The organism is Aquiflexum sp., assembly GCF_041749095.1.
Classification (GTDB): Bacteria; Bacteroidota; Bacteroidia; order Cytophagales; family Cyclobacteriaceae; genus Aquiflexum.
Genome location: NZ_JBGTCA010000118.1, coordinates 1 through 9,020, shown reverse-complemented (window position 1 = coordinate 9,020; position 9,020 = coordinate 1). Strand labels below are relative to the sequence as shown.

Genomic DNA, 9,020 nt, shown 5'->3' with positions numbered 1-9,020 from the left:
AAATTTCTTGTAGCACCTCCTGTGTAACTGTAATAATTCTGAACATGATTGGTATAAATGCCCAAACGGTATCTCCTCCAAACCATTACTTCAGGGTTTCCTGACAATTCCAGAGCTCTTTGGTAGGAATTAAAATCATTTAGAGGGTCTCCGGTAGTAAAAATGGCATAAGGGCTATTATCCATCACTTCTTTTGCTGCATTTGCGGCTTCTCTCAACCACATTTCAGGATTTGTACCTCCATGGTATTTCCTCCATGTGCCTTCAAACAAACAGACCCTTGATTTTACCAGCAATGCCGCCCACCTATTGACCCTTCCGGGTGAATTGCCATCATTCCAGTTTTCGGGGATATTTGCAACTGCAAAATTCAGATCATCCAATACGTTTTGCATCACTTGCTCTCTTGGAGTCCGGGCTGCAAACAATTCTTCAGAATCAATGTTGAGCTCTCTGTCCACCCAAGGGGCATCCCCGAACATTTTTACCTTATCAGCGTAGAACCATCCCCTCATCAGCCGGGCTTCACCGACATATTTATTTCTTACATCTTCAGGTATTTGGGCTTTTGGGTAATTTGCCAAGCCTATATTCAAGGCCCTAACAAAGTGCCAGCCCTGATAGCCAAACCATTGGGGGCTATTGGGTACAATTTCCCTTCCTGACCTTATCCGCATGTAAAAAGTATGCCTATCATGGTTTGGTGCCAGATTATCAGCCAAGCCATCCAAGTACCAATAACTACCAAAATGACTGTTGAAACCCTCTTGATGTCCATGTAAAATAGGAACCTGAATATCATTGAGCGCAAGGTGGTAAAATGTGTTGTTATAAGTCAACAGATCGTTTTCCGTGTTCCAGTAGGTTTCATTGCTCACCTCGTCCAAAGGAAACCTTTCCAGAAAATCATCATTGCAGGCTCCCAGCATAAGAAGGCAGAGCAATGAGTATTTGAGGTTATATTTTATATTTTTCATATTGTTTCGAAATTTAGAATTAGAAAGTCAACCTTACACCCAAAGTATATATCCTTTGCATGGGATACTCAATCGCCCCTGCATAGATTGTTTCCGGATCGAGGGGTTTTCTGATGGGAGAATATTCCCATAGATTCATCCCTGCAAAATAAACGTTGGCCTGTTGTAAGCCCAATCTTTGTGTGACTACCGGAGGAAGGTCATATCCCAACATAACGTTTTTCAGACGGATGTAGCCTGCATTTTGTAGGAATCGGGTCTGAGGTTGGATATTTTTCTTGTCATTTGTAGAAATATGGGGATGGGCAAAATAAGCATCCCTGTTATCCTCTGACCAGGAATCTGTGAGGAAATATTTTTCCACGTGACCTGCATTGAAAGGAAAGAACCAAGTCCAGTTTCCTGAGGTAGGCCAGTGGTCTCTTCTCCAAATTCCCTGGAAGAATGCGTTCAGATGGAAATTCTTCCAGCTTACATTGTTATTGATCCCGAAGCTCAACCTCGGAGTTTCATTGCCTATGATTCTCCTGTCACCGGGATTGTCCAAAGTGTTGTTTCCAGGCGAAATAAACCCATCACCATTGAGGTCGGCATACTGGATATCTCCAGGTCTCCAATTGGCGCCGATTCTGGTTTGATTAGCTGCATTGGCTACCTCATCAGCAGTCTGGAAGATACCAACTGTTTCATACCCCCAGATTTCTCCCAATTTTTGTCCTTCATAATATTGGGCGTTTCCGCCACTGGCAGTAGTACCACCTGGTATAGCCCCATTTGGATTGTTGAATCTTGTGATTTCTGCAATCCAATCCGAAAGTGCCAAGGTTACATCATAGCTCAGATCATTTTTGATTCTTGTTTTATAGGTTAGGGCCAGTTCCCAGCCTCTTGTCCTCAAATCTGCAGCATTGGCCTGGGGGGCACCTGTTCCCAAGATTGAGGGATAAGTTTCCCGCATCAGCATGTCTTTGGTGTCCCGTGAAAAGACATCGAAGGAAGCATCAATTTTCCCTCCAAACAAAGTGAAATCCAAACCTATATTCTGCGAAACCACAGTCTCCCAGGTCAATGTTGGGCTGACCAAGCCAGCTGGTGATATGAAAGGTGTTCTCGCACCATCCGCCATCATAAATGGTGACTGACCTGTTCCCATGGTAGGAATGTAGGGATAAAAATTATTGCCCAACAATTGATTTCCTAAAGTTCCGTAGGAAGCCCTGATTTTCAACTCATCCATCCAGCCTTGGGTTCCTGACATCCAATTCTCATTGGAAATTCTCCAGCCGGCAGAAACAGATGGGAAAAAACCAAACCTGCTATCTTTTGGAAATCTTGAGGTGCCGTCATAGCGGCCATTAACTTCCAAAAGGAACCTATCGTCGAATATATAATTCACCCTATAAAACGCACCTCTCAATGCATTATGGTTACTGCTGCCGAAGGTTTGTTGCATACCAATGGTGGCATTTAAATCCTGGATCAAGGGAGTGATCAAAACATTGTTCTGAGCTCTAATGAATTTATTCTGCCCCCATTCCTGATTATATCCCACCATCACATTAAGATTGTGAATTTCAGGTAGGCTAAAATGGTAATCTGCAAAAGCGTTGATCACGTAATATTGATTGAACCTACTTTCTTCATTGATAAAGTCATTACCGCTGAACCCATTGCTGACCATAGCAGCAGGATTTCTCAAATTCGTAGTGACTACATCTACTTTACTGGCAACATCCTGATCGGTTCTATTGAAAAAGTTGTAGGAAAAATTACCCTGGATTTTCAATCCTTTTGCGGGAGTAAGGACTGCTCCCTGTGTCATCCAGACATCATTGGCGGTCCATGTCGACCGGCCACCATCTTCCAGATAGGGCCAAAAATTGGTGCCATCAAAATTCATCCCGATAAACCGTTCATAGACACCTCTGTCTCCCGGTTCAATATAGTGGGGCAAATCCGGAAACCGAATCGGCATAATGGGATTGACCCGGGCCAGAGTATTGATGTTTACATCCCAGTTATAGAAATAAGGTTTATCACTTCTTTGGGTATTGATCACCACTTTTTCTTCCAGTGTCAGCCAATCATTGACCTTAAAATCCGCCTTCATCAATACATTGTATCTCTTAAAGTTTTCATTTCTATCGGAATTGAGGTAACCATCTTTATTTAAGTGCCCAAATGAAACAAAATATCTTGAATTATCTGATCCTCCCGAAATGGTCATGTCATGCTGTTGGGTCGGGGCAAAGGTGGTCATGATATCGTTTTGATAATTATTAAAACCATATTGCCGTAAGACACCATCCACAACTCCCCATCTCGGTGCATTCAGGGGATCTTCAGACCATTTTCTCGTTCCTTCCACCATATCATCGTCGAAGGCGGGAACACCATTGGTCCGCATATTGGCGATGTTTCTTGCCAGAACAAATCGATGGGGGTCATTTTCAGGATCCATATTGAAAATAGGTTTGCCCAGTGCAAATTGACTGTTCAGGGAAACGGAAACTTTACCTGCTTTACCGCTTTTGGTAGTTACCAGGATCACTCCAAATGCTGCCCTGGCACCATATACTGCTGCGGCTGCTGCATCTTTTAGAACAGAGACACTTTCTATGTCATTGGGGTTAATCCTGTTAAGATCCATCGGCACATTATCAACCAAAATCAATGGAGAACCGCCATTGATGGATTGGAATCCCCTGACATTGAACACTGGACTTGCCGCTGGGTCACCATTTCTTGGGGCTATGTTCAAATTGGGAATGACACCCTGCAAACCTTCACCCACATTGGCAATAGGCCTGTTTTCCAGACGTTCGGAAGTAGCCACTCCGACTGCACCGGTCAAGTTTACCTTCTGCTGCGTACCATAACCTACCACCACTACTTCCTGAAGGGTTTCGGTACTTTCAAGAAGGACAATTTCAAAATTTGTCTGATTTCCAATTGGAACAGTTTTGCTATCAAAACCAATAAAACTGACTACCAGAGAAGTTCCCGGCGGAACGGACATGGAAAATCTACCTTCCAGATCGGTGACTGTCCCAAAGGAGGTTCCGGGGATTGATACTGTAGCTCCCGGTATCGGGCTGCCATTTGAATCTTTTACTGTTCCGCTAACAGTGACCTCATTGCGAACAGTTGCCTGAAAATCATCAAAATCCGATGCGGTTGTTTCGATGATTTCAACTTCTTCAAAGGCATTGAACAAATGATGTTCTGTTGCGGAACTTGCATCTGCTTTGGATACTCCATAGCTGAACAACTGTAATGTTACAGCCATAGCCATTAGAAGTGCTCCATTTGCCGTTTGGATAAACCGTAATCTTAAATCCATAAGTAATGAAATTTTGGGTTAGAAATTTATTTATAAATCGGGTACTCAATTAATTAATTCGGACTACTTCAATTATTCTTTTTTCTCATAAGCATCTATTTTTCTGTAATCAGATTGTCTGAAGAATAAATAAGTAAAGAACCTAAAGCTTATTTAATCTTTGACTGAAATGATACACTGCCATAAATCTATTTGGTGAAATAAAAATCCATATCTGGATAATTTGAAATTAGGATGTTTGGAAATAAATATAAAAAAAATATTTTTATTTTTACGCAATCGATTGCGGGGAAATATAAAGATTAATTGGTTTTTTGAGTAGGGGAAATGTAAAATTCATATTGGAAAAAAAAAAGGATGGCTTCATTAAAGCATCCATTGATTATGACCTCTTAAGCAATTCTAAATGGATAGACTTGAATTTTTGAAAACAACCTTGTTGGGAGGGTTTGGCATCTCTGGTTTAGGTGATATTGGTTTTGGTACGGACATGAAAGCCGGTCAGGTAAATACAGGTGACTTTTCCATATCGGATGTCAAAACCTATGTACACCGGAAAGCCTGCTTTGTCAAAATTGAAACCAAAGAAGGTATCAGTGGCTGGGGTGAAGGAGATCATGACAATGTCAAAATTATAGCTGAAATCATTCAGCAGTTGGCAAAGCCCATTTTACTTCACCAGGATCCTTTTCAAAGCGAATATTTATGGCATGAGATTCTTTACCAAAACGAAGACTTGGGTCTGGGAGGTGCGCTCACAGGGGCATTGGCAGGTATAGACAATGCCCTTTGGGACCTGAAAGGCAAAATTACAGGACTGCCTGTCTATAAATTGCTCGGAGGTTCAAATATTGAAAAAGTAAAAGTTTACGGAAGCTTTGGGGTGGGGACTGATAAACAGAGGATTTCTTCTGATGCAGCAGCTAAAATAGCTTTGGACTTTGTGGAAAAAGGATATGACACGGTCAAACTACGAATGCAGATCAGGGTATTGCACAGAAATCCGGATCCCGAAGTGACCCTGGCCTATGCCAAAGCAGTACGCAAGGCCATCGGAGATGAGGTAACATTATTTGTGGATTTCAATAATGGATATACATCAGGGGCAGCTATTCCTTTGATCCTCAAATTGTACGAGTTATATAATGTGCAGTTGGTGGAGGAACCAGTGCATTATAGGGATTATGATGGCCTAAAAAAATGTGTGGATGCCAGTCCGATCAAAATAGCGGCAGGGGAGCATGATTTCAATAGGTGGAATTTCAGGGACCTGATAATCAATGGTCAGGCGGATGTATTGAACCTGGACGTCATCAAGTCAGGAGGTATCAGTGAACTGAAGAAAATAGCCGCATTGGCTCAGACATTTGATAAGGAGATCATGTGCCACAATGCCAGGCCTACGCTGGCATCGGCAGCAACGCTTCAGTTTATAGCCTCCACCTTCAATCCTGCACGCATTCAGGAGTATGGAGGAAGGAGGCCGGAATTGGAATTGGATTCCTATTTTGAGAATGAATTGAAATTTGAAAACGGTTTTCTTTATGTACCCCAAATCCCCGGTTTGGGACTTGTACCCATTGAGCAAAAAATGAAAGAAATCCTGTACAAGGGTTAGTCTCCAAAATATCCGGATTATTATTAGGGTAATTTTCCATAATGTTTGGAATTTAAATATCAATCAGAAAAAATTGCAATATCTTGATGGAATGTAAATTAACTTTGAATATTGATATAATGAATAAAATACCAAAAACCAGGATTTGTTATGTAATATTTTACTTTCTCTTCATCTATTCCTACGCTGCATATTCACAGGATCAAAAAAAGGTAACCGAACCACATCCTGATTCGAGGTTTGCGGAAGCGGTTTTGTTAAACCGGCCATTGGAAGGGTTTAGGGGGATCTGGTATGCCAATCAGCCATCCAATGATGAGTATGTGTACAAATACAGTGGAGGATTGGCTACCTATACGGCCAATCATAACCCATTGGCTATATTTGCTCCCGAAGTGAACAGGACATTTTTTTGTTATGGTGGTGTCAACGACCAAGGAGACCTTATCCATTCCATTTCTTATTTTGATCATAATTCACGGAAGGTTTCAAGACCGGTGGGTGTATTGGACAAAAGGACTACCGACGCACACGATAATCCGGTAATGAGTATAGATGGAGATGGGTATATTTGGATTTTTTCAACCTCACATGGGGTATCGAGACCCTCCTACATTCATAAGAGTATTAACCCTTATGATATCAGCAATTTTCAAAAAATCATTCCCACAAAAACAGTAAATGGTCAAAAGGTTCCATTGGACAATTTTTCCTATTTACAGGTTTACCATGACAGGGAAAATGGATTTATAGGGTTATTTACTTATTATGACAAAAAGCAATTAAAATTTGGGGAAAAATCCGCACGGGTCACCGCTTGGATGACAAGTAAAAATGGGCAGGAATGGTCGGAATGGAATGACCTTGCATCCATAGAAGAGGGGCATTATCAAACAAGTCATTTCGGAAACGGGAAAGTCGGTTCCAGTTTTAATTACCACCCAAATGTCCAAACAGGTAGTGGGCTGAATTACAGAACCAATTTATATTATGTTGAAACCGATGATTTTGGAAAAACCTGGAGAAATGTCAATGGGACGGAGTTGCACCCGCCTTTAACAGATATAAATAATGATGCCCTTGTAGCGGAATATGCCTCTAAAAATCTCAATGTGTATATCAATGATCTGATATTTGACGGGGATGGAAATCCCGTCATTCTTTATGTGGTCAGCAAAGGCTATGAGGCCGGCCCGGAAAAAGGACCCCGTGAATGGTTTGTGGCCTTTAGGGAATCAAACCAATGGATTGTCTCCAAGGTAACTTCATCTGACAATAATTATGATATGGGATCCATATATATTGACTCAGAAAAGGTCTGGCGCATTTTGGGCCCCACAGAACCGGGTCCACAGCTGTACAATACCGGAGGAGAAGTAGCTTTATGGGAAAGCAGGGATAAGGGCCATACGTGGAATTTAAAGAAGCAACTCACAAGCGAGAGCCTTCATAATCATTCCTATGTGAGAAGGCCCTTAAATGTACATCCTGATTTCTATGCGTTATGGGCCGATGGTCATGGCCGGCAACCCTCAACTTCCCGGTTGTATTTTTCTGATAGCAAGGGAAATGTTTATCAACTGCCTTCCAAAATGAAAAAGGATTTGGTGAAATTAAGGCCATATAATAAAAGTAAATCGGATTGATCCTCTATGAAAAAACTTATCCTCATTTCCTCTTTTTTCTTATTCCTGTTTATTATTGGTTGTTCCAGAGAATCTTCGGAAAAATCCAATACCTACGATGTAGTCATCTATGGGGCCAACTCTGCCGGTGTCATTGCCGCTTATACGGCCAAGACCATGGGCAAATCAGTAATCCTGATTGAGCCGGGAACCCATTTAGGAGGTTTGACTACCGGTGGCTTGGGTTATACGGATATAGGAAATAAATATGCCGTGACCGGTCTGTCAAGGGATTTTTACAGAAGACTGGGCAAACACTATGGCAAACTCGAACAGTGGATATTTGAACCCAGCGTGGCCAAATCTGTTTTTCAGTACTATCTGGACCGGGCCGGCATTGAAGTCCAATATCAATATCAACTGATCAAAGTGGAGAAAGAAGACGGCTATATCCGTGAGATTGAACTGGAAAATGCAGCAGATTCCTCCTCACCCAAGCTTAAAGTAAAAGCTAAAATGTTTATCGACGCCACCTATGAAGGAGATTTGATGGCCAAGTCTGGAGTGACCTACACGGTGGGCAGGGAGCCTAACTCGCAATATGGAGAAACTTACAATGGGGTGCAGTTGATGAAAGGACATCAATTCCCTGATGGTGTGGATCCGTATCAATCAAAAGGTGACCCTGAAAGCGGATTGCTTTGGGGTATCAGTGACCATCAATTGGAACCGGACGGAACTGGCGACGATAAGGTTCAGGCCTATAATTTCAGAATATGTCTGACCGACAATCCATCCAACAGGATTGAAATCACCCGGCCGGAAGGCTATGATTCCACGATGTTCGAACTTTTGGTCAGGGTTTTTGAAGCCCAACCGGACATGAGAAAGATAAATGAATATTTTATCTGGAGCAGAATGCCAAACCAAAAAACAGACATCAACAACAGGGGTGGGTTTTCCACAGATATGATCGGGATGAATTATGGATATCCCGAGGCAGATTACCAAAAGAGAAATGAGATAGTCAGAAACCATGAATTTTATACCAAATCACTTCTATTTTTCTACAAAACAGACCCCAGAGTGCCAAAGGAACTTCAGGACTTTATTCAGGATTGGGGATACCCAAAAGATGAGTATGTTGAAAACGGCCATTGGTCTCCACAATTGTATGTAAGGGAAGTAAGAAGAATGGTGGGGGAATATGTGATGACTGAGGCCAATTGTGTGGGCACTGAAGTGGTGGAAGACGGCGTAGGGATGGCTGCCTATACTATGGATTCCCACAATATCCAAAGGGTGGTGATTGAAAAAGATGGAAAAAAAATGGTGAAAAATGAAGGGAATGTGGAAATAGGAGGTTTTGGTCCTTATCCAATTGCATACAGATCCCTGATACCCAAAAAAGGAGAAGTCAAAAACCTATTTGTTCCCGCCGCACTTTCTGCCAGCCA

General features: G+C 42.0%; 5 protein-coding genes. 3 read left to right on the top strand and 2 right to left on the bottom strand.

What is annotated here, in order from left to right; translation table 11 throughout:
* Together ACEW8O_RS06360 and ACEW8O_RS06355 are read right to left on the bottom strand one after the other, a co-directional pair.
* On the bottom strand, nt 1-977 hold a 977-nt coding region (locus ACEW8O_RS06360; protein ID WP_373493787.1), incomplete at its 3' end, for a RagB/SusD family nutrient uptake outer membrane protein.
* A 19-nt stretch (nt 978-996) separates the two neighbouring features.
* Nucleotides 997-4,320: a SusC/RagA family TonB-linked outer membrane protein gene (locus ACEW8O_RS06355; RefSeq protein WP_373493786.1), complete on the bottom strand. Its 3,324-nt coding sequence runs from the start codon at nt 4,318-4,320 to the stop codon at nt 997-999.
* Between the two features lie 406 nt (nt 4,321-4,726).
* Between ACEW8O_RS06355 and ACEW8O_RS06350 the strand changes: the two genes are divergently transcribed.
* The 3 genes from ACEW8O_RS06350 to ACEW8O_RS06340 form a co-directional block, all read left to right on the top strand.
* Nucleotides 4,727-5,938: a mandelate racemase/muconate lactonizing enzyme family protein gene (locus tag ACEW8O_RS06350; protein ID WP_373493785.1), complete on the top strand. Its 1,212-nt coding sequence runs from the start codon at nt 4,727-4,729 to the stop codon at nt 5,936-5,938.
* A gap of 119 nt (nt 5,939-6,057) precedes the next feature.
* Nucleotides 6,058-7,584 carry a BNR-4 repeat-containing protein gene (locus ACEW8O_RS06345; protein WP_373493784.1) on the top strand — a complete coding sequence of 509 codons (1,527 nt, stop codon included), beginning with the start codon at nt 6,058-6,060 and terminating at the stop codon, nt 7,582-7,584.
* Nucleotides 7,585-7,590: 6 nt separating this feature from the next.
* Nucleotides 7,591-9,020: FAD-dependent oxidoreductase (locus tag ACEW8O_RS06340; protein ID WP_373493783.1), on the top strand; the 1,430-nt coding region annotated here is incomplete at its 3' end.

Bases quoted from the DNA above. Each gene is read 5' to 3' on its own strand.
- ACEW8O_RS06355 (WP_373493786.1), bottom strand. From the start codon at position 4,320: ATGGATTTAAGATTACGGTTTATCCAAACGGCAAATGGAGCACTTCTA.
- ACEW8O_RS06350 (WP_373493785.1), top strand. From the start codon at position 4,727: ATGGATAGACTTGAATTTTTGAAAACAACCTTGTTGGGAGGGTTTGGC.
- ACEW8O_RS06345 (WP_373493784.1), top strand. From the start codon at position 6,058: ATGAATAAAATACCAAAAACCAGGATTTGTTATGTAATATTTTACTTT.